Raw genomic sequence first — 25987 nt, 5'->3', positions numbered from 1 at the left:
CATGAAAAGACTGCTTTTTTTGATTTGCTGCGTCGCCGCACTTCCAGTTCTGGGCCAACAAGTAAATGCTCCGTTTCCTCAGGGACATTCGCACAACGATTACCTGCAACCCGCACCATTTGCATTGGCTTACCACGAGCAGTTTGGCTCTATTGAAGCCGACGTCTTCTTAATTAATGACACCCTCTTCGTAGCGCACGACAAAACCCAGATTAACCGGGCGCGGACTTTTGACAAACTATATCTGCAACCCATCTTAGAAACAGCAGCCAAAAATGAAGGAAGGGTTTATCGTGATAAAACGTTACAATTGCTTGTCGATCTGAAAACCCAGGGAGATCCGGCCTTGCTGGCATTATCGAAATTGCTGGCACCTTATGAAGCTGTGTTTGGGAAAAAAGGGAGCGTAAAAGTCGTTGTAAGCGGCAATGTTCCCGCTCCTGAAACATTCGACCGCTATCCTTCTTTTATTTTCTTTGATGGTCGCCCAGGCGTCAAATACACACCGGAACAGTTAAACCGCATTGGTTTGATCAGCCAGAATTTCGGTAGTCTGTCGAAATGGAACGGCAAAGGCATCCCAGTGGAAGAAGATCGTATAAAACTGATTGCAGCAGTCAAAGAAGCCCATGATCAGCAAAAACCCTTCCGTTTCTGGGCGAGTCCTGACAATATCAATGCCTGGAAACAGCTTGTTAACCTCGGAGCAGACTATATCAACACTGACAAAGTCGCAGCGCTCGGCGCCTTCCTGAACGGACGCGCAAAAGCAGAGTTTAGGGCGCAAAGCTTTCATGAAGTTTACAAGCCGACTTATCTCAACAGTGATTCGAAAGGCACAGTCAAAAATATTATCCTCCTCATCGGGGATGGTATGGGGTTGGCGCAGATCCACGCAGGGATCACAGGTAATGCGGGAAAATTGAACCTCACGCAATTTCTCAACATCGGCTTTTCCAAAACCGCATCTTCAGACAACTACATTACCGACTCTGCCGCAGGCGCAACAGCTTTTGCTACTGGCAAGAAAACCCGCAACAGAGCCATTGGAGTGGATTCCAATCTTGTTCCGGCAAAATCGATTATCAAAGATTTTCAGGCAGCAGGAAAAAAAGTTGCCTTGATCTCATCGGGTGACATAACCGATGCAACGCCCGCATCTTTTTACGCGCACCGCCCGGAAAGAAGTATGCAGGACAGCATTGCAAAAGACTATTTATCCAACTGGGTCGATATCGCTATTGGCGGTGGAATGGAACATTTCGAGCTTACCGGTGTATCTAAACAATTAGCGGTGAAAGGCGTGAACGTTTCAGAAAAATGGGGCGATCTTTCCAGTCTTAAAACTCCTTTCCTGCTACTTGATCCGCATAATGCCAAATCCATCCAAAACGGTCGCGGCAGTTTCCTGTCAGATTCCTTTAAAAAAACAATTCAGGAATTTAAAACACACAAACCAGGCTTTTTCATGATGGCAGAGGGCGCTCAAATTGATTACGGTGGCCATGCCAATATCGTTAGCTACACCGTACTGGAAATGCTGGACTTCGACAAACTGGTAGGAGAAGCGCTGCGTTTCGCCGACAGCAATGGCCAGACACTTGTGATCGTCACCGCCGACCACGAAACGGGCGGGCTTACCTTGCTGGACGGCAACCTGAAAACGGGTTACGTTGACGGACATTTCAGCACCGACGACCATACGGGAGTGATGGTGCCGGTTTTCGCTTATGGCCCGCATTCACTGGATTTCCGCGGGGTGTACGAGAATACTGAGATTTACAATAAAATCCGGGCACTTATCAGCAGATTTAATAATTCAATAACAACTCCTCTTCATTGAGGTCATACTGCAATTGTAATTTGGCATCAACTAATTTGACATTATGCCAAATCTTTGCAAAAACAAACGAGCTTTCAGTTTATGGGGGCTGTTCGTGTTGGTGCTTACATGCAATAGCACGGAGCGCACAAACGGGTCAAGTGTGACAGACTTGCTGATCGGAAAGGACAGTTTCATGAAAGATGAAACCGAAGGGCAGTTCTCGGCAATCAGTTATAACATTGCGGGCCTGCCAGCAATCATTTGCAGCGCGAAAACGCCCAGGGCTTCCAGCATTGCAGCTATTGGCAAAAAACTGCAAGATTTTGACATTGTGCATGTCCAGGAAGATTTCAATTATCATTCGCAGTTGTATGATGGAGATGATGTTCACAACTATCGCACTGAAACCAAGGGCGCTGTCCCCTTCGGCGATGGCCTGAACACATTGTCCAAATTCCCTCTGAGCAATGTTGTCCGCGTAAAATGGAATGATTGTACCGGAGCCGATTGCATGACTCCCAAAGGATTTACTTATACCAGGGTACAACTCGCACTGAACGTGTTCATTGACTTTTACAATGTTCATTCCAATGCTTACAATACATTAAAAGCAGCTTCTGCGCGCCGTGAGAATATCAAACAATTGTCAGACTATATCCGCAAACATTCATCGGGAAATGCCGTTGTTTTGATGGGGGACCTGAATGGCCGCTACGGTTTTTTCTATGACAACATTCAGCTATTAACAACGGAAAATGGCTTGCAAGACGCTTGGATCACGCATCAAAAAAGAGGAAAAATGCCAGAGGCGCTGAAAATCATCCCTGCCGCCAATATCCTTAACCTGACTGATAGCAGCGAAACAATTGACAAGATATTCTTCCGAAGCAGCCCAACGATTGAGCTTAAAACAATCAGCTATTCTTTTTTAAATCGTCTCTTTAATAACAAAGAGGGCCTGCCCCTATCCGACCACCATCCCGTGAGCGCACAATTCGCATGGCATCTCAAACCGGAGCACAAGCATTTATCAGCTCATTCGGATAAAGCGCTATAATAAGCTTTTACCATTTTGTCCCAACTATAATTTGCGATTGTAAATGCTCGAAAAGCTTCTCTGTTATTGTTAACAATTTCCTTATTGGCGATGAGTTGGTTGAGTTTTGCAGCCCATACTTCTGCATCCTGACTTGGAAGTAAAAAACCATTTTTCCCATTCCGGATCGCATCCGGAATCCCGTCGATGTCCGCCGCAAAAACCAGTGCTCCTGCCATGGAGGCTTCAAGGCATACTAACCCAAAACCTTCCATATCTCCGTCTACATGAATATTGGGCATAATAAATGCATCGGAAGACTGCAATATCATCGTTTTATCCTCGTAAGAAAGCCGGCCGAGATGCTTAACTGACTTGTTGAATTGATGATCTGCCAGTAAAGATCTTATCGAGGCTGCATCCGATCCAAAGCCCAAAAACAGCATGATGCGTTCTCGTAACTTGCCTGGAACAAGCGATAACAAGCGTTCGAAAAAACCTGGATGGTTGTCAAATGGACCGATTAGTAACACAAAAAAGCGGGGATCAAGCCTGGGAACGACTTCGCGTATAAACCATGAAAAACCTTTCCGCTTAACCGGTCTGCCAACCGCTACCAACAAAGGACGATCCGTTGGAACCGCGTATTTTTCCAGCACTTCACGGGTGGATTGTGAATGCTGATTTAAATGTAAGGGTTCATTATCAACACCATTATTAATAACAATAATCTTATCAGGGTTAATCCCCAAGCCAATCGCCCTATCGGCGGTTGCGTGGCTTACTGCCATGAAAAGATCAAACTTATTAAACTTTGGAAAAATGCGCTTTCTATAAATTTCACTGGGAAAAACTACATCGAGTCCATGCAGGGTGACGGTGCGTTTCAGATGTTCATAGCCTTTATGGTGCAGGCAAATTGTCGCCAGAAGGGCATCATTGAAATGTATAACAGTAATGTTGGGATGCGCTTTACAGGTTCGTAAGATTTCACGCTTTAAACCCAAAAAGAACATCAGTATGCTTCCTTTTCCTTCGAAAACAATGCGATGAACCCTGCAATAACGTTCCATTCCCGTGACCAGCTCAAAACTTTGCTTTTCCATTCCTCCCACGGATGGAGGAAATTTATGGCTTACAAACAGGATTTCCATGCTCAGGAGTAAAGTCGCTTTTTATATATAAAAAACGAATAGAAAACGGCCCCAACTAAGATCCAGAACAACTGACGGGTCCTGCGCAACGCCGAAACCGACAGCCACAGCGGGATGCTGCTGATTCCTATGAGTGATAACATAATCTTATTCCCAAACTCTTCCACGCCAATCTGGCCAGGTACAAAAGCCCCCGCTGCTTTGACAGCGATAACACCCATATCCAGCAAAAGGCCGTCTACAATGGTCACATCATAACCAAAGAGTTTTAACACAATATAAAATTCCAGGGAACCAACCACCCAGTGCAGTGTAAAAAGCAGAAACGCAAATGCAAGTTGTTTGGGATATGTACGATAAAAATGAACCAGTTCGGAGCGTATATCAGCGAGCCTGGCTTTCACACGCGCTAACCTTTGGCTTTGTCCAAAATCAAAACCTGGGATTTTATAAACTATTAAAAGAAGCAACAGGCAGATGACAAGAAACGACAAGATAGCTTTATACGGTAACCACGCCCCAATTTGTAGTTTGTCGTGAAGGGAAAACCATAGGACAGTTAATATCAACAGGAAAATCTGGCTTAAAATCATTAACAGCCTTGAAATCACTACGGAGGTTAAAACCGTTGGCTGGCTCACCGAATAAGGCCTCAGCAAGACAATTTTGAGCATATCGCCACCCGCGAAACTTGCCGGATTGAACAAGCCGACTGTTTCACAGACATGCCGGATCATAAATAGATCGGTTTTCGGAATGGCTGCTTTCGCATCGCCCAGGCAGTACCACCATCCCAATGTCCCAAGCCCGTAAGCCACAGTTGTACTCAAGATCACCCACCCAAAACCGGCTCCGACTTTTATCAAGGCTGCCTGAACCTGATGCGGGTCAATGACTTTTACATATTGCCACAGCAGCACAAGCATACTCAACAAAAGTGCCGCTTTAAGGATTTTTATGAAACGCGGATGTAATTTCAAATTTCCAGATTTTCGGTAACAGATGTCGCCAGTTCATGCAGATCATCAAAATAGACCTTGGCCAATTGTTCCCAATCGAACGCTTTGCTATGGCTTACTGCATTCGCCGCCATTTCCTTCCGCAATGTCTCATCTTGAAGGAGGATCCGGATTTTATCAGCATACTCATTGGCATTGTCAGGCTCACATTTAAAACCATTGACACCATTAACTACAATATCCTTGCTGCCGCCGCCATCTGCGATAATGGGTACCAAACCCGATGCCATCGCTTCCAGCACAACATTCCCGAATGTTTCTGATATGGACGGAAAGATAAAAACAGAAGCAGATGCGTAAAGTACCGACAAGGCGTCGTGATCCATCTTTCCCACAAAAATAGCTCCCGGCATTTGCCGCATGCAATCTTTCATGGCCGTTCCATCCCCTGCAATCACCCAGTTGCAGCGAAAGCCCTCTGTTCTCAAAGTATTATATACAGCAATCAATGTTACCAAATTCTTTTCCCAAACCAGCCGGCTCGCAAACAGGATTGTAGGAAGTGCATTGTTTGTCAGATTTTTTAAATACTGAGGATCCTTTTTATCCGGTGAAAATAAAGTGGTATCAATCCCGCGCTGCCAGATTTTAATATTTCCAGCAGACATTCCTGTGGCCACAAGTTCTTCGGCCAGGCTTAGGGACGGAACATACACTTTTTTGCAGGCTTCATAAAATCGATTCTGGATCGTTGTCAGGCGGTCTGTGAGCGGCTTTATTAAAAAAGGAAGCGCATTGAAATAGTAGGCAATGTAGCTCGGAAAGTGCGTGTGGTAAATGCTGATAACAGGCAACTGCCGTTCTTTTGCATATGCCATGGCGAAATGCCCCAAAAGCGACGGCGTGGCAATGTGCACCACATCCGGTTTGAATTGGTCCAGCTGTACCCTGATTTCGTCAGCGGTCAACGATGGTATGGCCAGCTTGTATTTCGGGTTCAGCGGGATGCTGATTGAGCGCGTTTTAATGCAGTCAAACTGATTGATCCGGTCTGGTCCGCTGCCGCACACAAATAGGAAGTCGAAGCGACTCGCGTCAATCCTGTCCAATAGCTGAAATATGGTCCGCGACGCGCCATCGAAGTCGGGAATCAGGATTTCGGCAAAAAATACCACTTTAATTTTTCTCATGGACGCTTCAAAGCAACGAAAATAATCTATCTGTTGTGCATAGATATGATCCCTATGTTAAATATCAACTACGTACGAAGATCATGCCAACGCCGCATTGTTTTCATCTTCCGGGATCAAACGGTCAGCAGTTGTTTCTGATTGTTCTCAATTTGATAACCCGATAATAATATCGAGTTCATATTTAAAAAGCAAATTTACCAAACACATCATGCCATGCTACGAAGAAACCTGTTGAAAACGCTCGGAATGGCCGCTGGCGGATACTCGATTTCTGCCAGTTCCAATGCCTTCTCCCTGACGCCAAAACGCGCATTACGCATTGCTCATCTGACCGACATTCACGTCCAGCCTCACCTATGGGCGGCAAAAGGATTTTCAAAATGTCTCCACCACCTTCAAAACTTAGAAGTCAAGCCTGACCTGATCCTGAATACAGGCGACTCTGTAATGGGATCCAGCGGTATTTCCAGGGACAAGGCAGCCAGAGAATGGGAGCTTTATCACAAAGTTCTAACGGCTGAAAATAGCACCCCTATGGTTTCCTGTGTCGGAAATCACGACATATGGTGCCCTCCGACAGCATCATTTTCAGATGGGAAAAAGTGGGCTATGGATGAATCAAAAATGACGCGGACTTACCGCAGTTTTGATAAAAACGGATGGCACATCATACTACTGGATAGCATCCATTGCAGACCGGAGGGAACCGGCTATTATGCCAGGCTTGATGAAGTACAAATAGATTGGTTAAGAGAAGATTTGAATAACACACCCTCGCATACACCCATTCTGGTTGCCTCACACATTCCGATATTATCCGCAAGTGTGTTCTTTGACGGCGATAATTTAAAAGATAACCAATGGGTTGTTCCGGGCAGCTGGATGCACACGGATTCAGCACAAATTATCAAACTGTTCCACCGGCATAACAATGTAAAACTAGCCGTCAGCGGCCATATCCATCTTTTGGACCGCGTTATTTACAATGATGTTGCCTACTGCTGCAATGGTGCGGTCTCCGGAAATTATTGGATGGGAAAATACAAGCAAACCAGCCCCGGATATGCCATCATTGATTTATATGATGACGGATCATTTTCAAATGAATATGTTACTTATCATTGATCCTGCTGTTACTAGACGACTATCTGTTCACTGTCAGATCTGCCTCGAATGACTTTCGCTGCCTTTTGGCAAAATTAACCATCAGGATCAGTACAGGCACCTCAATGAGCGGCCCGATCACCGCAGCAAATGCAGCTCCGGAATCAATACCAAACACCGCGATTGCGACTGCAATACCCAACTCAAAATTATTGCCAGCAGCTGTAAAGGCTAGCGACGTAGATTTCGAGTAATCCGCCCCTGCGCATTTTGAAAGGTAAAAGGCAGAAAAAAACATGATCGCAAAATAAATTGTAAGCGGGATTGCAATGCGCAGCACATCGAAGGGGATCGTTATGATCAGTTGCCCTTTCAGGCTGAACATGACCACGATTGTAAACAACAACGCAACTAATGTGATCGGGCTGATAGCTGGCAGAAATTTGTTTTCGTACCAGTCTTTACCAAACAAACGGGTTAAAATGATCCGTGAAATGATCCCAGCCAGAAATGGAATGCCCAGATAAATAAAAACGCTGTGCGCTACTTCACCGATGGTGATATTGACATCCATACGGCCATTGTCAAACCCGTGAAGGCCGAACAATTGCGGCAGCAGGGTCACGAACACGTACGCATACACTGGATAGAACAGCACTTGAAAAATGCTGTTGAACGCGACCAACCCGGCTGCATACACGCGGTCGCCGCCCGCCAGGTCATTCCAAACGATCACCATTGCAATGCAGCGCGCAATGCCGATCAAGATGAGCCCCGTCATATATTCGGGTTTATCTGGCAGGAATAGCACCGCTAACCCAAACATAAGAAGCGGCCCTACCACCCAATTTTGAAACAAGGACAACCCTAGGATCCGCGTGTTTTTGAATACTTGCGGAAGTTCCGCGTAGCGCACTTTCGCGAGCGGCGGGTACATCATCAGGATCAAACCTATGGCTAGCGGCACGTTGGTGGAGCCTGAATTAAACTGATTTATGAAATCGGGTGTGCCTGGGAAAAGATACCCGATGGACACGCCTAGTAGCATGGCCAGGAAAATCCAGACCGTCAAATAGCGGTCGAGAAAAGAAAGTCTCTTTTCTTGCATAAAATTTTTCATATTATTCATTTCCTGCAACCAGGCTGCGGCGTTCCAAGAACAGAACGTCCCGCCAAATTCCATTGCGTTTCCCGAGTTTTTCACGGTAGCCGATCCGACGGAATCCCTGTTGCTCATGTAATGCAATGCTTGCTTTATTTTCGGGGAATATTTGCGCCTGCAATGTCCAGAAACCAAGTTGTTCACTTAGCGGGACCAATGTCGACAAGAGTGTACGTCCAACACCTTCACCCTGATATCCTGAATGAACATAAATGCTGGTTTCAGCAACTCCGCCATACACGCACCGGCTGGAAACAGCCGATAGCATAGCCCAACCGATGACCTGGCCGTTATCGTCGGCCACGAGTTGCGGTTCACTCAAAAACTTGCCCTTCAATTCTTCGACTTCCGGCGCTTGCGTTTCGTACGTTGCATTGCCCGTATTAATTCCCTGCTGGTAAATCTCTTTGATTGCTGGCCAGTCCGAAACAGTAAGGGTGCGGATATTAAAAGCCATCAGGCTGGCAGTTTTTGGTTGATAAACTCATGATTGTACTCCTTGATTTCCCGTTTTCGTAACGCTCATGATGCGAATATAACACAAAAAACAGATGATCGCAATATTACGATCATTTGTCAAATAGTTTTTTACAAACGTTAATTTATAAAGCGCACGCGTGGAACGATATTAGTCATAGGTTGTCGATTCATATTTATGAACGTAGTCATATCTAGTCATTTTCCCGTTTTTGTATGCCAATATTACTGCTTGCCCTGCTTCTTACCAACCTCTCTACAATTGCATTCCTGGGCCTTGAAATTTATTTAGGCCGACAATGGTATTTACATAAGGATATTATCGGAGATCATGATTACGCCCAGCGGTGTTTGATCGGAGCGCTTGCGTTACTCGTTTTTATGATATTTGGCAAAGGTTTGATCCGCATATTACTGAGCAAAAGTACCCAGAATGTTGACGAGCCTAAGGCCGAACGCCTTAAAGACCAAATCAAAATCCAGAGGCCAGACGGGAGTATAATTAACATTGAGCAAGGAGGCGTTAAAGGCAAACAGACCATTGTCTTTATCCATGGCTGGAATTCAAACAGCATGCAGTGGTATTATCAAAAAAAGTACTTTGCCGCCAACTATCACCTGGTGTTGATGGACCACCCCGGTTTGGGCAGATCCAAACGTGCCAATAACAATGATTTCAGTCTGGGAAAACTGGCCGCCGACCTGGATGCGGTGATTGACAAGTCTGCCGCCAAAGATCCCATCTTATGGGGACATAGCATGGGCGGCATGACAATCTTAACTTTTTGCAAGATATACAAGCATAAATTGCCAAAAATCAAGGGGATCATTTTGGAACACACCACATTTACCAACCCTACCAAAACATCGATCCTGAGCAAATTATTTACAGCCATACAAAACCCGGTTTTGAAACCGCTCTGCTGGCTGATGATTGTATTTTCTCCCCTGCTGTGGCTAAGCAAGTGGTTGAGCTATTTCAATGGCAATATGTTGATCATGACCCGGTTCCTCACCTTTGCGGGGACTCAAACAGGAAAACAGCTGGATTTTGCCAGTCGGCTTGCAGCCATGGCCCCTCCGGCAGTTACGGGCAGGGGCGTTCTGGCCATGTTTGAATATGATGCGACCGACACGCTTGCCCAGATACAAGTTCCTACACTTATTATCGGGGCAAACAAGGACCGATTGACCAAACCCGAAGCAAGCGTTAAAATGAACCAGAGCATATCTGGCTCACAACTGGTAACATTACAGCCAGCAGGACACATGGGATTTGTAGAGCGCCACGCGGAAGTTAATCAAGCTGTAAACGAATTCATTTCCTCACGCTTGTAATTGGATCTCAGGGCTTTTTGGATTTTTTATTCTTTCGCAGGTTTTCGTCATCTTCCATCCGCCGCTTCTGCATGGTTTCTGTACGGTCCATTTCTTCTGATTGCGAAAAAGCTTTCCAGTCAAACTTCTCATCAAACGGATCGAGGGCCTTTTGCGGATCAAATAGTCGCGGGTCGATTGCCACCGCATTATAAGGCGTAAAATCGGGCTTATCAGTGAATAAATCACTCATATCTGTGGCTGTTGCATCGTACTGGTTGAGGTAGGGAATGCCCAGCACATGCCAGAAAGTTTTAAAAATACTTCCAAAACTGTAATGCTGCTTCCCGATGTAATTTCGCTTGGTATAGGGTGAAATTGTCATCAGAATGCTCCTGTGCGCATCCACATGGTCAACGCCACCCTGCGGATCATCTTCTGTGACCACGATCAGCATATTTTTCCAGTAAGGTGTGTGCGATAAGAATTCAATCGTCCGGCCCAGAGCCAGGTCGTTGTCGGCCATATAACTTTCCTGGAACGGAAAGCCTGCATCCGGCCGTTCGTTTGTTCCATGGTCATTCGGCAGCATTAATGTCAACATAGAAGGGAGTGTTTTGCCCTCCCCTGTCCACTTCTCATTGAATTCTTTGATAAAAACATCCGCCCGGAACTGGTCAGGGATTGCCATGTTATAACTAGGAAACAGCTTTGAGGATTTATCGAGAATCGGCGCGGGCACCGGGTAGTTGACCGTATACAGCTCGCCAATGTGCTTCATCGTGCTATCCGAGTAATTGGCGGCCATTTCCAGCCCGAAACCAAAGTTGAAAAAATCCTTATTATTGCGTTGCAAATGGTCCCAAAGCGAGCCGGCTTCATTATAATCCTCCGGATAAATGCTGCCCGCAGAACCGTAAAACGACAAATTTCCGGGAGCCGACGAAGTGTCCAGCATATTGCGGCCACCACCATATGCAGCCGCAGTTCCGGTTTCGACCCATTCATTCGGGTAAGTATTGACCAGCCAGCGGTGCCCGTCAGCGGAAACATCGGAATCACAGTAGTAGTTATCAGAAATCGCAAATTGTCTGGCCAAAGCCACGTGGTTTGGCATCACATCCACACCTTTCAGCGTTACAGTTTTTTTCTTATTTGCAAAATTCCTTTTTAATCCAAATCTGGCGATGGTGGAATCGCCATTGCCGGAAGCGAGCTGCCCGAAAACCTCATCATAAGTTCTGTTTTCCTTTGAAATAAAAACAATGTGCTTGATCGGCGATTCGGATGCGCCTGGATAAACAGGAACGGGATTTTTCGGGTTTTCCGAAACTTGGGTAAATATGTAATTGTTATCAAGCACCTTTTTTGTCAGGGCAGTGAGCTCGCTATCTGCCGGAATGTTGATTACAGAAACGGTTCCTTTCATCAGGCTGCCAATGTAACTTCCCGCACTGCTCAACTTATAATCCTTACCGCCATTTGGCCCGCTGCCCAGCCCTTTCGCATTGGTCACAATCAGTTTTTTTCCATCAGGGCTTACTTTCAATTTACTTGGAAACCAGCCAGTTGGAATATGCCCGATCACTTTCATGGTGGGAATGTCAATAACAGCAACTGCATTAATGCCAGCCTCGGCCACAAAAAGTCTTTTCTGATCAGGCGAAACAGTTACACCAAAAGGAATAAGGCCGCGAAGTGAGCCAAGTCTTGGCTCAGGGTTCAAATGCAAGGTGTTAACAACTGTATCTTTGGCAATGTCAATAACCGAAACGCAATCGTTGTTCCCGTTGCTGACAAACACAAAATCATCCGTTGCAGCGAGTGAGTTAGGGCTGCTGCCTCCGACGGCCGGGAAATCTTCCACCATCTGACCCACCAGGACCCCTGTTTTTAACTTGGCTTTTACAGCAGGTTTCGCGCCGGTAAGATCATAACTCCACACAGAGAATGCTTCCAGCGCATTCGGGTCGCCCAATGCAGGAACACCTTTTTCCGGAATCCCTTCCTTCATTTCTTTGGAACCATATGCGGACGACGGCCATTTGTGCGCGGTTTCTTTCAGGTTGTCCTTGTCCAGATCAGTGAAAGGTTTGTATTCAAAAACACCCACATTGGCAACATAAATGCGCTTTTCGTCCGGTGAAAGGCAAATGCCGAACGGATACCGGCCCGTGGGAATGTTACTGACTATTTTATTGGTTTTGGTATCAATGACCATCATCCTGAACCCGATCTGATCAACGGCATAAAGTGTAAATCCATCTTTGGTCAGCACCATGTCGCCAATGTAACCGTGGCTGTATTTGTTGCCATTTTCCGTCGCCTGGCAGTTGATCGTCAGCTTGTTTTTACCTGTTTCAAGATCAAAAAGAAAAATCTTGTTCGTTTGGCCGCCTGCCACATAAACCGTTTTGTTATCCGGCGTGATGGCTAATCCCATGAAGCAGGCTTCCAGAATGCCTTTATCCGTTTTCGGCCCGTCAGGAATCTGCCTTATCGAGGGATTCTCACCTAGAATATTTTTTAAAACACTGATTGAAAAAGGGTTAATACCTGAATTGGCCGTTACTGCAATGTTGCCATCCGCACTCAACGCAAGACCATAAGGGTGCGGAGCCACAGTGAGTTGCTTGCCAGTCGGAGTAATGTACCGTCCATTTGGAATGATCGTTTTTCCATTTTCATTCCGCTGCAAATATTCCTTACCTGATGGCGCGTTGGCGACCCATTTTTGGGCGTTCCCACGCTGGGCGTTCCCCGGCTGGGCCGTTGCATAAAACACACTTGCAAGAAATAAAACAATGAGGAGCCGGTACTTTTTCATAGTGTTTTTAGATTTTGATTAATCTTCATCAAATCCTTCTTCCTCTTCCTCATCCCCCTTTTTTTCAAGTCTTACAAATGCGCCCCGGCGCGGCGCAGGCATAACGCTGTTTTCACCACGCACCGCTTGCCACACAATCCGGCTGAAAATGAGGTCGTCAATGGCATCAGGCACGGAAAGGTCGAACTGATCAGATTGACGTGAATTGGAATTCACTGCCACATTTTTCTCAGCAAGGTCAACGCCTGCTTCTTTGGATGTGAAACCTGCGGAATTAGCCGTTTTGTTAAAACATCTCCACATCGGCGTGGCGGCGGCATCATATTGGCTCATCGGTTTAATGCCCAGGATCAGCTCCATCGTACGCAGCATTCCCGAAGTTGAATACATGGTATGGTCTACAAAACCTCTTTTCACAAAACCACCTGCAACAAAAGCAATAGAGCGGTGGGCATCCACGTGATCCGGCCCGTTTTGCGCGTCGTCTTCCAGGATAAATACAACCGATTCATTCCAGACCTTGCTTTTGGAAAGGTGCTCAACAAAACGCCCTACTGCAAGGTCATTGTCGGCGACAGCAGCAAATGGAGTTGGTTTTCCAACACTGGCACCGGAGGTATGATCGTTGCCAAAGCGTAGGGTGTTCAGCCTTGGAAGTTTACCGGCTGCCAGGAGTTCATCGAAGTCCTTTTCCCAGGCTTCTTCGCGGTCAATGTCTTTGTAACCGAGATTGTAACCTTTAAAAGTCGGACAATAGTTGCCTTCCAATGTTTTAATATTTGCTTTTCCTTCGTCTGCAAACCAGCCGTAACTCCGGAAAGTAAGGCCTGCACGCAATGCATGGTCCCATATAAATCCGTCCCGTGGGTGTGCAATATCCTTGCTGCCTTCATAATCGTACGTTCCACCGCGGCCGCCGTAGCTAGTTACCCAGTTTTTTTCCACATAATCATTGGCATATGCAGCAGACGACCAGTTATGCCCGTCGGCGCTCACTTCTGCATCCACGTAAAAATTATCGAGCAGCACAAATTGACGGGCTAGCGCGTGCTGGTTTGGCGTAACTTTTTCCGGAAACAAACACAGCGAAGCGTCGCCGTTTCCTTCTTTCATATCACCCAAGACCTGGTCGTAAGTCCGGTTTTCCTTGATAATGTAAAAGACATATTTAATTGGCGACTTGTCTCCTACCTTCATCGGGATCGGGTTCCCAACCTCTCCTTCTGCATTCAGTTCCTTGTTTTTGGTATAAGGCGTATTTGCATAAACTACTCGTGAATAGGCGGAAAGCGCCTCCGTCGAGGGCGCATCAATGATCGACAAAGTGCCTTTGAACAACCCGCCGATGTACTGCTCTCTTCCCGTATAAGCCTGTGGGTTGGGCCCTACCTGCTGCGGGACTTTTGATAAATTTGGATTAGGACCTTTTGGATTGGCTTTGGAAGAAAAGCCTTTTCCATTGGTAACAAAAATCTTTGAACCGATCGTCTTCACAGCGGTCGGATACCAGCCGGTCGGGATAAAGCCAATGGAATGGCTGCGCCCCTTTGTTTCAACATCAAAAACAGCAAGGCAGTTATTGTCTGCGTTGGCAATGTAAAGCGTTTTCTCATCTTCACTCAGCGCCAGGCCATTAGGAGTCGTTCCAACGGGCGCATCTGGAAAAAGCGAAGTTGTTAATGTTTCCGATATCTGACGTTTGGTAAGATCAATAAGCCCCACGGTGTTGTCGTTACCATTGGCTACGTATAAAAATTTGCCGTCTTTGGTCAAAAGCAGATCATTGGGGTTCTTGTTCGTAGCGATTTCAGCTACGATCTTTTGCGTTTCTGTTTTCACGATTACTACCCGCGAGCCGCCCCAGAGTGAAACATACAGTTCCTTTTTATCATTAGAAAGTAAACAGGTGTAAGCTGCTGCGCCAAGGCTTAGTTTGCCGATAGTCTTTTTTGTTTGAGAATCACAAATGTAAAGCGAGCTATCTTCCTTGGTAACAACATATATTTTGTTCTGCGCATCGTCAACGGAAATCCCGGTTGGCGAAATTTTAACCGGCCAGGGTTTGCCCAGCACGATCGGCTCGGCAGGGACAAGCTGTTGATTTTCAATTTTAAATACTAAAATTTTATTATCATTTCCACCAGAAGCGTAGATCGTTTTTTCATCCTGACTGAATGCCAAACCCAGGTAAGACTTGGCTACCCTGGCTGAATCCAGGATCTTTTCCGAAGCTGCATCAATTAAAATAATGCTTTGTGTGCTTTGCCCGTTATTGGTCACAGCCAGATATTTCTTTGACGGAGAAACCACCAGATTCAAAGGCAGATCATCCAGATCCAGACTTCTGCCAACCGGCGTAAGTGACCAACCATTGGGTAAATCAATGCGCTTGGAAGAAAGCGCTTTAACAATGGCCGACTCCTCGCGCCCAGCCGACGAGCCGACATTTTTCTTACAACCGTAGGTGAGAGCACCGCAGAGCAGCAAGCAAAGTCCGAGTTTCAAATATTTTGTCATGGTGAGTAATTGGTATTGTTGAATTATAATATTGTTAAAATTTCCCTGTTAATGTCAGCCAAAGGCTCCGGCCCACTCCATTAATTCCCGACCCGTGCGTACGGTAATCTTTATTGGTAAGATTCTGAGCGACAGCATTTACTGCAAAATGTTTTGTATCGATACCCGCCATCACATTAACAACCACCCAGCCCGGTGTGCCTCCTTTTGGAATGCGGTTGTCTCCTGCGTCTCCGGCTGCCAGCCGCGTTTGTTTTTCAGCAAACCAGGCTTCCGGACGTACAAACCATTGACTTCTGCGATATTCTAATCCGAATCTCCCATTCAATGGCGGAATGCGGCGGACAGGCTCATTTTTAGTTACATTTTTACCGAAATTATAAGCACCCGATCCATAGATTTTCCAATATTCACTGAACACATATTCCACATCAAGCTCAGCTCCGCGAATGTATGCGCGCTCTACGTTTTCTTTCCTGTATACATCAATGCCATCGATTTTCTGTCCGGCAACCTGTACACGTGTGATCAGGTTACGCAGGTTATTCTGATACAAAGCCGCGCTCATAGCGAAGCCTTCCGACCGGAATTTGTAACCTGCTTCGAAGTTGGAGGATGTTTCAGGTTTAAGATCATAAGCGGGCACTTCATACCGAAAATCAACGATCCCTAACGTTCCCATATCATCAATATTGGGCGCTCTGAACCCGGAGTGAAAGGATGTATAAAAATTGGAATGCTCGTTCAATAAATATGAGACGGACGCATTTCCAATCAGAGCTGTTGGCTTCACGGACACATTACCAAGCACTTCATCCGCAACTTTTATACGAAAACCATTAAAGCGTCCACCTAAGGAAAACCGCCAATCATCCAACTTAAACTGGTGAAGCGAATAAACTGCGTAATTGAGATATTTGCTATCATTAGGATAAAGGCCACGGCTTGTAACCGGGCTAGTACCATCAACCTGATCGATCTTGTTGCTTTCAACCTGATCATTATAAATTTCAATTCCAGAACTAGCATTCCAGAATTCATTAATATTGGATTGAATATTGAATATCAAGCCTGAGGTCTGTATCTTATCTGTTTCTGTGCGTAGGCTGTTACTCCCATTTTTCCGGCTGAGCCGCCCCTCGTTAGTCGCCTGCCATGATCCGGTCAGCGATATTTCCGAAGCCCATTTACTAGCTGTTGTACCATTTAATTTGAAATAACTCAAAGAACGCTTTTGCGGATCGAACTCATTTAAAGCAAAATTTTCAAGCTCATAGCGATAGTAAAGCGGTACGTGTTTTTGAGAAACCGATTGATGGGCAAGCGTAAGCGTCCACGAGTCGCTAAGGCCGAAAAGCAATTTTGCATCAAAAGCCCGGTCCTTGTAGCCACTTGGCGATTGTTTACCTGTGGTATCCCCGCCTATCAAATCCCCAAAGTTCCGGATACTCACACCGCCCGAGAATGCAACTCGAGACCCGGAGAGTGCAACTCCTGCCCGTAACATTTTTTCCATATCGCCGGTCGCATACCGCGCGACTGCTTTGCCATGGACAGCCGGTTTGTCGGAGAATGCGGGATTGGAAGTAAATAGCTGGAGCGTTCCGCCTAATGCATCGGAGCCATATGCGACTGAACCACCGCCCCGGAGGACTTCTATTTTGTCAATAATGAAAGGATCAATGGTGTTCAGATATTGATTAGGGCCGTAGCGGAATGTGCTGTTATTCAGTCGGATGCCATCGATAAGAATGAGTGTCTGGTTGCCTGTCAACCCGCGTAAAAATGGCGATCCGGCTCCGTGTGTCGTCTTTTGGATAAAGACGCCGGTAGAACCCATCAAGGCCTCCGGCGTAGTTCGCGGCTGGTAGGTCTGCAAAGTTCCGGCAGAGATTACCGATACGGAACCCGCAGTTTCCAAGGTCTTTTGTTGTGTTCTGTTCGCCGTGACATTTACTTGATTAAGCAGTTCAGTACGAAGTGAATCACGCTCCTGGGCAAAACTGTAAATCGTGGATGATAGGATGAAAAAACAGCAGTAGAATATCCTCATAGGTGAATAACAACAGTATTAAAACGAGATTAAAATAATTAGTAAAACTAAGTCTTCTGTTCAGGGAAAACCCGATGGCAAGATTACCAATTTGTTAAGGTTCATTTCCAAAGTTCGAAAACAGAAGCCTGGGCAATAGGCAATTTTAAGAAATTGTCTCCTGCCTTGCATTACTGTCTTCGTTGAAATGCTACAATTGCCGTATTTTCACATTAAAAATTCAGAGCCTATGTATTCAGAAATATTAAGGGCAACCGGCACTTACACGGATGAAGAGGTGTGGCTTTTTGAAGAAGCGGTTATCATGCGACACGTAGCTCGAAACGAATTTCTTCTCCAAAAAGGCCAGGTGACTAAATCAATGTATTATTTGCTGAGTGGATCCATTTACCAATATAGACAGGGATCTGAGCTGGATCGGAATATAATTGATTTACGTGTTCAAAGTGAATGGGTTTACGATTATCAAAGCCTGATATCTCAACGGCCCTCTGAAATTTACGTCCAAACCTTCACGGACTGCCAGATCCTCGAACTCAGTCTTGATACTGTTCATTATTTAACTGGAAGGTCGATTGCTTTTTTGCAACTGAACAGGGTTTTAGAAGGCGGCTTAGAAAGAATGAAATTCTTTGATCAATCGATGACTCCCACCGAAAAATATACCTTCATTCTTAACAACCGCCCACTGCTGCTACAAGCTTTTCCTTTGAAAATGATCTCATCCTATCTCAAACTGACCCCTGAAACGCTAAGTAGGGTCCGGAAATCCATTTCGAAAAAAACTATTTCTTGATTTGGATCAATAGGACGAATCCGGCCGATGACATATTTTTGATTTAAAACTCTATCGTGATTTGACATTTCCGTCCAGCAAACAAGACTTTACCCATATGAAATTCAGCAAACTTGTCCCCAACGTATTTTACGCAGATATCAGTGATGCGCTTAAATTTTTCATCGATTGTCTGGAATTTACGATCACGCATAACGAATTAAAGACACATAAGCGTTTTTGCGTGATTGAAAAAGATGGCTTACGCATTAATTTATTTCAAGATAGGAAATATGCAGAGGAACATCATCCTGAATTTCGACTGGTAACTGATGATATCCAATCAGTGTATACTAAGATCTCTGCAAGCCACCCTGAATACCTACATCCTAATCTTGACAAAGTCACTTTACGACCATGGGGAGCCCAGGAATTTGCTCTTACGGACAAACAGTTATGTGTAGTTATCCAGCAGTGGTAAGGCAACATGCAGCGCTATTTCCGACTTGTCGGCTTGTGAATAAAATGGCGGCCTATTGCAGGCCGCCTCACAATCTACAACAAAGAAGTGGGCGCATTTATGTAGCGGATACTTCCAGGTGGTTATAAAAAACCAATTTTTGGCAGGGCAAGCCTGCCATTGTTTTGCAATCAGACTTTGTTAATAGGTAACAGCATCATACTAAGTGCTACGGAAAGGCTCCGCATCCGGAAGACCGGACCCTGCAAAGGACTGAATGAGATTGCAGCGACCAAGATAGAGGAAAGCGTAAAGACACCCGCCAAGGTTAAGAAATGATAACACCCAATATTATACCTTGTAGTTGCAATGGCGGTGGACAAATGATTAATTAATATACCGTTAATATCCCTTATGCTAATTTGCAAGAAAACACCATATGGAAATTTTCTTAATGGTACTTGGCGGGTTAGGCCTGTTCCTGTTTGCAATCAACAATCTTTCCGATACACTTAGGGAGCTGATCGGGCATAAGGCTAACAAATGGCTGGACCTGTTTACCAAAAATGTTGTGACTTCGGTCATTACCGGGACTGTTGCGACAATTCTGCTAGACTCTTCGTCTGCCGTCATTATCATGACCATCGTCCTGGTCAACGCCGGGGCTTTGACCTTTCGTCAGTCTCTGGGAATAGTCATGGGGGCTAATATCGGCACTACCTTTTCCAGTCAGCTAATCGCCTTAGATATAGGCCAATATTCCCCCATCTCTATTTTCCTTGGGCTTGTGTTCAGCTTTTTTGCCAGAAGTGAAAAAGTTTCCAAATCAGCCAGGGTCGTCCTTTTCTTCGGAATATTGTTTTTTGGGTTGTACACCATGGAACGGGCTGTTGAGCCCTTAAAAGATCATGAACAGTTTTTGTCCTGGATGGAAAAACTTGACAGCCCTTTTCGGGGGACGCTAATCGGCGCATTGGTTACGCTGGTGATTCAATCTTCGTCGGCCACCGTGGGCATGGTCATAACCCTGGCCAAGAAAGAATTGATCAATTTACCAGGTGCGATTGCCGTAATGCTGGGCGCCGAACTTGGGACATGCTCCGACACGCTAATGGCGACAATCCGTTCCGACCGCCAGGCGGTCAAAACAGGATTGTTCCACTTATTCTTTAACATCATTTGCATTGCCTTTGGTTTAGCCGTATTTCCCCAATTCGTCACATTTATAGAGTGGCTTTCCAAAAGTGCTGGTATGGAGCAGAAGATTGCCAACGCCCACATGATTTTTAATATTGCCGGTGTCGTGCTTTTCTTGCCTCTGATCCCATCCATTGAGCGGCTTTTAAACCGGCTTTTGCCAGAGAAGCAAAAAGCGGCCATGGCACAGACTGAGCGCTTACCTTCCATGTCAACCAAAGATAGCCATGACAGCACCAGGGCCTAATAATAGTTCTAACAAACTTTTGGAATGTCCTGTATACCTTTGCCTTCTGATTTGCCTGTTGGCATTGGTCTTTGTGTTTTACACCTTTCAGAAGTCGGGGATTCTTTCTTCCAAATCGCTTTTCGCGCAAACGCCATCACTTCCTTTATCTAAAATTAATGGCGGCATTTTAATTTTCAGCAAAACTAATGGCTTTCGGCATCATTCAATTGAGCCGGCAATTGCGGCATTAACAAAAGAATGTGCTAATAAAGGCTGGGAAGTCTACGCGACCGAAGATGCAGGATATATAGATTCAACACATCTGCGCCACTTCAAAGTTGTCGTCTTCGTTTCTACAACAGGAGAAATACTAAACCATCAGCAAAAGATTGCTTTTGAGAAATATATTGAAAACGGCGGTGGCTATGCAGGAATTCATTCGGCCTCCGATACGGAGCACCATTGGCAATGGTATGGCAATTTGCTTGGAACATTGTTTCGCGATCATACTTTTTTGCCTCATATGCCCGAAGCTGAACTCATTACAGAGAACATTGCACATCCAATAAACCAAGGGCTTCCAAAAAAATGGCGAAAGGTTGACGAGTGGTATAATTTTCAGCAGAACATACGCGACAAACCAGGGTTTCAGGTTTTATTGAGCCTGAACGAAAACTCGTACAACTCGATTTGGCGAAAAATGAACGGTGATCACCCGATTTCATGGACGCATCAGATGCCCCATGGAAGAATGTTTTATACGGCGCTTGGTCACAACGCGCAAACGTTCAATGATCCCAATGCAATGCAGCACATCATTGGAGGTATTCGCTGGGCAGGACAATTGCCATAACCAAACGCCCAGCAGGTATTCTTCGCATAGAAGACATTTTTATTTTCTTGCCTTAGTTTTGCTGCTGCTACCGCCGTTTTGAGCAGCTGTACAGACCACGAATTGCCATCGGAAAACTGTCCGGAACAAGTAGAGGCCCCCAATTAGGTTCATATATCTCCAAAATCCTGCCATCAAGCGGCGCCGTGGATCTCAACACAATCTATTTTGTAAAGCTCGAACAACCGCTTTGGTAGGTAAAAGTGTAAGGTTAGTGTTGACTTAGGTTTTTTAAAGAGCTGTGCGAATCAATTACGCGGTAAAATAATGTTCAGCAAGTAAATGTTTTGTTTTATAATTATCAGAACAAAAATTTGCATTTCATGTAGTATTACGTTTACTTCGATGTACTATGTCACCGCTTGCTAATTCCTCTATCTGCTATGAAAAAATTGGTTTACCTGTTCGTCATGTCGATTGGACTTTTGATCAGCTGTGACAAAGATTCCAGGATATTACAAGTCGCTCCCAAGCCTGACCCCATACCGGAAGGGAAGATGATATTGGCAACAGAACTGCTTCGAGGCGTGAAGGTTGCCGGTTCTGAAAAAATCACCTTCGATTCACTGCATAATGCTTACATGGTGAGCTTTCCGCCAACTTATAACGCGCAGCTGGCAGAAGTGACACTATCCTTGAAGCCAGGCGTGCAGGTAAGATATGATACAAACGAGCCAACGCCTGACAGCACGATCAGCTATAAATTTCAGCGCACATCGCCCCTGTCTTTTCAGTTAGAGGATAAGGCAGACAATGATTTCTCCTTCCTGAGTATTTACTTCAATTTTTCCGGAACTCCTAAAATTGAATTGCTGCAAAAAGAAATTGCGGTTAATGCGGCTGGCATTAAGCTTCCTTTCAGATTCGATGTGAAGGAAGGCAGTTCACCTGCTTCCTACGATTTCCGTGGCCCGTTTATTAAAATTACAAACACAAAAACCGGCCTGACCGAGGAGGTTAGTCTTTATACGGAAGATCCGCGTGTTTATCTTGCCAACGCGGCGGCACTCGCGACCAACGAGCCACTGAGCATTGAATTCACGTTTTTCAATCAAAATCCCGTTGTTTTCGAGGGAATCAGGTTCACAAGGGCAACCCCAATCGTGGGTGATTTCAATTACTACCCATTCCAATATGCACGGCCAGATACCATTAAAGCGTCCGGTGGGTTCTTTCTGCCTACGCAAAAGTACACAGTGGCCTTTTCGAACGCTTCCATGCCAGTGCCGGCAACATTTCCGGTCCGTGTGAATGATAATCAGTCATTGATGCTTGATAAAATCCCTGCCAACCTGCCCGATGGCTCCTATTTGCTGTCGTATTTTGAAAATGATAAATTGCTGGGAAAAGCATCTCTTGAATTGGCCAAGAAAGACACGAAAAGTCTGGAATCTATCTGGAAGGGCGATCTGAGCAACAGCACGGACCGTAATGTTGAACAGCTGTCGGTGAGCAGAGGTGACGAGTTTTACGTAAAGCCCACACCACTGATGTTCACTACGCCACGGGTAACTTTTGACGCAGACCATCTTCCGCGACTTCGCCTCAAATCAGCCGAAAAGACCACCATTCTCGTTCCGGAAGTCGCTATTTACAGCTGGGCGATGGCCGGGGTAAGTTTTGCGCTTGGCAAATACACAGTCCCGGCGGATTTGCCATCAGGTGAATACATGATCACTGGCATTTATCCGGACAAAACCGAGACAAAGCCATATTGGTCGAGCCTCAAAGTAAAGTGAGTGAGACTGCTTCTGGATTTCAAGCACCAAATCGGCAAACATTACTGTGCCTTCTTTGTCCGGCTCCTGACCCGCGCCATAGCGGTGAATTTATTCGCTCCTCAAACTTTTAACCGGATTCATCAGTGCTGCTTTAATACTCTGAAAGCTGATTGTGAATAATGCAATCCCAGTCGCCAATATCGCTGCCAGGGCAATTACCCACCATTCGAGGGTGGTTTGGTAGGCAAATCCCTGTAACCATTTATTCATGGCATACCAGGCAATCGGTGAGGCGATGACTATGGCAATTAAAATGAGCTTCAAAAAATCCCGGGCAAGTAATCCCACCATTCCGGCGACGGTTGCACCCAGCACTTTGCGTACGCCTATTTCTTTGGTGCGCTGCTCAGCCATGAATGCTGACAGTCCATACAAGCCCAGACAAGAAATAAAAATGGCCAGGCCGGCAAACAAGTTAAAAATGCTTCCCATTTGCTGCTCACTGCGGTAAAGATTATCCAGGTCTTTATCCAGGAAACCGAATGTGAAAGGGAAGGCGGGGTTAAGCTGCTGATTGATCCTTCCCAACGCTTTGATTGCTTGCTCGTTACTTCCCGCCGTGGTACGCACCACCACCACGCCGCCCCATTTGTTAAGTCGAAGTACCAGCGGCTCCATCGCATATTGCAGCGATTTAAAATGAAAGTCCTTCACAACGCCAATGATTGTCCCCTTAGTCTCACCAAATGTCAGGCTTTTTCCCACAGCATTTTCCAGGTTCATCCCCATGACCTGCATCGCCTTTTCATTGATCATATAGCTCGAACTGTCTCCTGAAAATGCCTTGTCGAAGCCGCGGCCTGCCAGCAATTGTGATTTAAAGACTTTCACGAAATTTTCGTCCACATCGAACGAGGGAAAAACGACCTGGTTTTTGGCGGTTTGTCCATCCCAGATCACATCAATGGTGCCGGATTCGTGGTTTGTAGGCAGACCTGAAATGACGGTAAAATTTTCTGTCAGCGGATTTTGTGCCAGTGACGCTTTCAATGCCTGTTGCTTGCCACCCAACTCGCCGGTCATGGGCAGGTAAAGCAGGTTCGACTTGTCAAAACCAAGATTCCGCTCTTTGATAAAATCCAGCTGTTTGTAAACCACCGCCGTGCCCACTAGCAACACAATAGCGACCACAAACTGTGTTACCACCAGCGCATTTCGGAAGAGCAGGTTTCCACCTGCGACTCTCATTTTGCTTTTGAGCACTTTTACGGGCGCGAACCCAGACAGAAATAATGCGGGATAACTGCCGGAAAGCAAACCGGTCAATACTGCAATGCCGAGCAGGCTCAGCAACAATTTCCCATCCAGCAAATTAATGGCGAGCGTTTTCTCGGTGAGCATTTTGAAAACGGGCAGCAGCAGGTATACGATCCCGATCGCGATCACCAGCGAGAGGAACGAAAAGATGAGCGATTCGCCAAGAAACTGGAAAACAAGCTGATAGCGGTTCGCACCCACTACTTTGCGCAGCCCTACCTCTTTGGCTCTGCGCTCGGAGCGCGCCGTGGACAGGTTCATGAAATTTATGCAGGCTACCACTAAAATAAAAATCGCAACAATAAGGAAAATATTGACATACTGAATGTTACCGTGGCCGGGAAGGTCGATTTGCAGATTGGAATGCAAGTGAATGTCCGTTAACGGTTGCAGTTGAAAGTCAAGTTTGATATCCTGACCGCGAGCCTTGAACACATTGGCAATTTGCAGCAAAACTTTCTGTTGGGCCGGGACAGATCCGGCCGTCTTTACGTCGAGTTCGAGATAAGTATAAAAGTTGAAATTATTCCATGTGTCGTTTTGCAGATCCCCGTTCCATTTCGCCATCGTTTTCATCGGAATGATCGCATCAAATTGCAAATGCGAATTGGAAGGCGAATTGACCAGAATGCCCGCAATGGTAAAGTTGTCGTTGTTGTTGATACGGATGGTCTTGCCCACCGCATCGCTTGTTCCATAGTATTTTTTGGCTGTTTCTTCGGTGATCAGGATCGCTCCCGGATCTTTCAGGGCGGTAGCCGTATTTCCTGACAGCAGGGGAAATGAAAAAACTTCCAGAAAATTGGAATCTGCATAAAAGACGCGCTTTTCTTCCACCTTTTTTTCTCCCACCTCAAACAGCATCGGACTGAGTTTGCTGATCCTTACTCCGCTTTTTATTTGGGGGAGTTGTGCCTGCAAGCCGCCGGCCATACCGGCTGCGCTTACGGCCGTTTTGAAATCGCCAGCGCTACAGGTTAGTCGAAACAGCTGGCTGGCGCGGTCGTGGAAGCGGTCGTAACTCAGCTCATTCTGCACCCACAAGAGGATGAGAATGCTACACGCCATACCGATGGATAAACCGGCAATGTTTAGTATGGAATAAGCTTTTTGACGGACAATGTTCCGCCAGGCGATTTTGAAATAATTTTTTAACATATCAGGGCTAAGAGAAAGTGATGGTTTATATTGTGTTTTACGACGGCGTACAAATGGCGGAAGTACAGAAACGACATTGAGCAGATAACGCAGCACTGCTTTCCTTTTCCCAAACCGTTGATACGAATATGCATACAGTTCGTCCAGGTCTCCTTCTACTTCTTCAATCGTGTTTTCAGGATGGAGCCACAGAAGCAGCACTTTGGCCCAGCGCGGTGGTAGTGGCGTATTCATAGGCCGTTCAGTTTTAATGTGGCATCCGGCATCAATGTCCAAAGCTTGTTACGCAGCTGCTGGATGTCAGTTAACGCACTTTTTCCAAGGGTTGTTACCTTGAAAAGGCGTTTCCGCCTGCCGCCACGCTCTGTCGTGGCCCCGCCCAGCTGGGAGGTCACGAACCCCTTTTCTTCCAGGCGGATCAATGTGTTGTGAACCGCGCCGAAAGTCACAACCCTGCCCGTATGCTGCTCAATTTCCTGCGATACCGTAACGCCGTAAGCGTGCCCGTCGAGGATTGCGATCATGAGTAGTACAAGCTCTTCAAATTCTCCCAAATACGTCCTCCGCATTCAAAAAATGATTAGTTTATATTTTATAGTATAAATGCATGCCAG

The 25987-nt window shown here is 45.9% G+C and carries 19 protein-coding genes; 9 read left to right on the top strand and 10 right to left on the bottom strand.

Translation table 11 applies throughout. The features are described 5' to 3' along the window. Position 1 precedes the first annotated feature (1 nt). Positions 2-1843 carry an alkaline phosphatase gene (locus NFI81_RS03170; protein ID WP_234614279.1) on the top strand — a complete coding sequence of 614 codons (1842 nt, stop codon included), beginning with the start codon at positions 2-4 and terminating at the stop codon, positions 1841-1843. Positions 1844-1886: 43 nt separating this feature from the next. After that, the gene (locus NFI81_RS03165; protein WP_234614280.1) at positions 1887-2882 is read left to right on the top strand and encodes an exonuclease/endonuclease/phosphatase family protein; all 996 of its coding nucleotides are present in this window, start codon (positions 1887-1889) and stop codon (positions 2880-2882) included. Here the strand turns inward: NFI81_RS03165 and NFI81_RS03160 are convergent. The 3 genes from NFI81_RS03160 to NFI81_RS03150 are packed head-to-tail and all read right to left on the bottom strand — an operon-like array spanning position 2861 to position 6164. After that, on the bottom strand, positions 2861-4015 hold the full coding sequence (locus NFI81_RS03160; protein ID WP_234614282.1) for a glycosyltransferase family 4 protein: 1155 nt from the start codon (positions 4013-4015) through the stop codon (positions 2861-2863). The two genes, NFI81_RS03165 and NFI81_RS03160, sit on opposite strands and share 22 nt — an antisense overlap. Before the next feature lie 2 nt (positions 4016-4017). Further along, a complete protein-coding gene (locus tag NFI81_RS03155) occupies positions 4018-4995 on the bottom strand; it encodes a lysylphosphatidylglycerol synthase transmembrane domain-containing protein (protein WP_234614284.1) in 978 nt (325 codons plus the stop codon). Beyond that, positions 4992-6164 carry a glycosyltransferase family 4 protein gene (locus tag NFI81_RS03150; RefSeq protein ID WP_234614286.1) on the bottom strand — a complete coding sequence of 391 codons (1173 nt, stop codon included), beginning with the start codon at positions 6162-6164 and terminating at the stop codon, positions 4992-4994. The genes NFI81_RS03155 and NFI81_RS03150 overlap by 4 nt, the downstream gene beginning before the upstream one ends. 216 nt (positions 6165-6380) lie before the next feature. Between NFI81_RS03150 and NFI81_RS03145 the strand changes: the two genes are divergently transcribed. Beyond that, a complete protein-coding gene (locus NFI81_RS03145) occupies positions 6381-7292 on the top strand; it encodes a metallophosphoesterase family protein (RefSeq protein ID WP_234614287.1) in 912 nt (303 codons plus the stop codon). A gap of 19 nt (positions 7293-7311) precedes the next feature. Here NFI81_RS03145 and arsB read toward each other — a convergent pair whose 3' ends face one another. Both arsB and NFI81_RS03135 read right to left on the bottom strand, forming a co-directional pair. Further along, a complete protein-coding gene (gene arsB, locus NFI81_RS03140; RefSeq protein WP_234614288.1) occupies positions 7312-8379 on the bottom strand; it encodes an ACR3 family arsenite efflux transporter in 1068 nt (355 codons plus the stop codon). Positions 8380-8392: 13 nt separating this feature from the next. Beyond that, on the bottom strand, positions 8393-8890 hold the full coding sequence (locus NFI81_RS03135) for a GNAT family N-acetyltransferase (RefSeq protein ID WP_234614291.1): 498 nt from the start codon (positions 8888-8890) through the stop codon (positions 8393-8395). A gap of 236 nt (positions 8891-9126) precedes the next feature. On the opposite strand from NFI81_RS03135, the gene NFI81_RS03130 reads away from it, so the two are divergent. Beyond that, entirely contained in the window at positions 9127-10248 is a 1122-nt protein-coding gene (locus tag NFI81_RS03130) for an alpha/beta fold hydrolase (RefSeq protein WP_234614292.1), read from the top strand. A gap of 7 nt (positions 10249-10255) precedes the next feature. On the opposite strand, the gene NFI81_RS03125 is transcribed toward NFI81_RS03130, so the two are convergent. Genes NFI81_RS03125 through NFI81_RS03115 form a run of 3 tightly spaced genes read right to left on the bottom strand, consistent with a single transcriptional unit; the run spans position 10256 to position 17624 of the window. Beyond that, entirely contained in the window at positions 10256-13054 is a 2799-nt protein-coding gene (locus NFI81_RS03125; RefSeq protein ID WP_234614294.1) for a hypothetical protein, read from the bottom strand. An 18-nt stretch (positions 13055-13072) separates the two neighbouring features. Further along, a complete protein-coding gene (locus NFI81_RS03120; RefSeq protein WP_234614295.1) occupies positions 13073-15571 on the bottom strand; it encodes a bifunctional YncE family protein/alkaline phosphatase family protein in 2499 nt (832 codons plus the stop codon). Between the two features lie 34 nt (positions 15572-15605). Then, a complete protein-coding gene (locus NFI81_RS03115; RefSeq protein ID WP_234614296.1) occupies positions 15606-17624 on the bottom strand; it encodes a TonB-dependent receptor plug domain-containing protein in 2019 nt (672 codons plus the stop codon). A gap of 229 nt (positions 17625-17853) precedes the next feature. Here NFI81_RS03115 and NFI81_RS03110 point away from each other — a divergent pair, with 229 nt between their 5' ends. From NFI81_RS03110 to NFI81_RS03090, 5 genes are all read left to right on the top strand, one after another. Beyond that, positions 17854-18420, top strand: coding sequence for a Crp/Fnr family transcriptional regulator (locus tag NFI81_RS03110; RefSeq protein WP_234614297.1), 567 nt, complete (start codon positions 17854-17856; stop codon positions 18418-18420). 97 nt (positions 18421-18517) lie between these two features. Next, positions 18518-18880 (top strand): VOC family protein, encoded by a 363-nt coding sequence (locus NFI81_RS03105; protein ID WP_234614300.1) that lies wholly within the window; start codon positions 18518-18520, stop codon positions 18878-18880. 418 nt (positions 18881-19298) lie between these two features. Beyond that, positions 19299-20303, top strand: a complete 1005-nt coding sequence (locus NFI81_RS03100) for a Na/Pi cotransporter family protein (RefSeq protein WP_234614301.1) — start codon at positions 19299-19301, stop codon at positions 20301-20303. Further along, positions 20284-21138, top strand: coding sequence for a ThuA domain-containing protein (locus NFI81_RS03095; protein WP_234614302.1), 855 nt, complete (start codon positions 20284-20286; stop codon positions 21136-21138). Before NFI81_RS03100 ends, NFI81_RS03095 begins: the two co-directional genes overlap by 20 nt. 422 nt (positions 21139-21560) lie before the next feature. Beyond that, positions 21561-22916 (top strand): hypothetical protein, encoded by a 1356-nt coding sequence (locus NFI81_RS03090; RefSeq protein ID WP_234614303.1) that lies wholly within the window; start codon positions 21561-21563, stop codon positions 22914-22916. A 90-nt stretch (positions 22917-23006) separates the two neighbouring features. On the opposite strand, the gene NFI81_RS03085 is transcribed toward NFI81_RS03090, so the two are convergent. Next, entirely contained in the window at positions 23007-25607 is a 2601-nt protein-coding gene (locus tag NFI81_RS03085) for an ABC transporter permease (RefSeq protein WP_234614304.1), read from the bottom strand. Further along, a complete protein-coding gene (locus tag NFI81_RS03080) occupies positions 25604-25942 on the bottom strand; it encodes a PadR family transcriptional regulator (protein WP_234614305.1) in 339 nt (112 codons plus the stop codon). Before NFI81_RS03080 ends, NFI81_RS03085 begins: the two co-directional genes overlap by 4 nt. Positions 25943-25987 lie beyond the last annotated feature (45 nt).

The sequence above is a fragment of the Dyadobacter fanqingshengii genome (assembly GCF_023822005.2).
GTDB lineage: Bacteria > Bacteroidota > Bacteroidia > Cytophagales > Spirosomataceae > Dyadobacter > Dyadobacter fanqingshengii.
Note: the sequence above shows the minus strand (reverse complement) of the source record. Positions and strands in the feature narration are given on the sequence as shown.